Here is a 1,237-nt window from a genome sequence, read left to right as displayed (position 1 = left end):
TCAAAACGCCTGTGGGTTGTGAGGTTAAGCGACCAAGCGTACACGGTGGATGCCCTGGCAGTCAGAGGCGATGAAGGACGTGCTAATCTGCGAAAAGCGCCGGCAAGGTGATATGAACCGCTACAGCCGGCGATGTCCGAATGGGGAAACCCGGTGCACTCAGTGCATCATCGCAGCATGAATACATAGTGCTGCGAGGCGAACCGGGGGAACTGAAACATCTAAGTACCCCGAGGAAAAGAAATCAACCGAGATTCCCCCAGTAGCGGCGAGCGAACGGGGAGCAGCCCAGAGCCTGAATCAGTTTGTGCGTTAGTGGAAGCGTCTGGAAAGGCGCGCGATACCGGGTGACAGCCCCGTACACGAAAACGCACGTTCTGTGAGCTCGAAGAGTAGGGCGGGACACGTGGTATCCTGTCTGAATATGGGGGGACCATCCTCCAAGGCTAAATACTCCTGACTGACCGATAGTGAACCAGTACCGTGAGGGAAAGGCGAAAAGAACCCCGGCGAGGGGAGTGAAACAGAACCTGAAACCGTGTACGTACAAGCAGTGGGAGCCTTGATTTATCAGGGTGACTGCGTACCTTTTGTATAATGGGTCAGCGACTTATATTCTGTAGCAAGGTTAACCGCATAGGGGAGCCGAAGGGAAACCGAGTCTTAATTGGGCGCTAAGTTGCAGGGTATAGACCCGAAACCCGGTGATCTAGCCATGGGCAGGTTGAAGGTTGGGTAACACTAACTGGAGGACCGAACCGACTAATGTTGAAAAATTAGCGGATGACCTGTGGCTGGGGGTGAAAGGCCAATCAAACCGGGAGATAGCTGGTTCTCCCCGAAAGCTATTTAGGTAGCGCCTCGTGAACTCATCCTCGGGGGTAGAGCACTGTTTCGGCTAGGGGGCCATCCCGGCTTACCAACCCGATGCAAACTGCGAATACCGAGGAATGTTATCACGGGAGACACACGGCGGGTGCTAACGTCCGTCGTGAAGAGGGAAACAACCCAGACCGCCAGCTAAGGTCCCAAAGTCATGGTTAAGTGGGAAACGATGTGGGAAGGCACAGACAGCCAGGATGTTGGCTTAGAAGCAGCCATCATTTAAAGAAAGCGTAATAGCTCACTGGTCGAGTCGGCCTGCGCGGAAGATGTAACGGGGCTAAACCATGCACCGAAGCTGCGGCAGCGAACGCGAGTTTGCTGGGTAGGGGAGCGTTCTGTAAGCCGCAGAAGG

General features: G+C 54.6%; 1 rRNA gene. It reads left to right on the top strand.

Annotated elements, in window-relative coordinates:
* Window positions 1–22 precede the first annotated feature (22 nt).
* Window positions 23–1,237 (top strand): 23S ribosomal RNA (locus SB719_RS18925); the annotation flags it as partial.

The sequence above is a fragment of the Pantoea sp. SIMBA_079 genome, assembly GCF_046940275.1.
Taxonomy (GTDB): domain Bacteria; phylum Pseudomonadota; class Gammaproteobacteria; order Enterobacterales; family Enterobacteriaceae; genus Pantoea; species Pantoea borealis.
The sequence above is the reverse complement of the archived record's forward strand: the minus strand, read 5'-3'. Positions and strand labels throughout refer to the sequence as shown.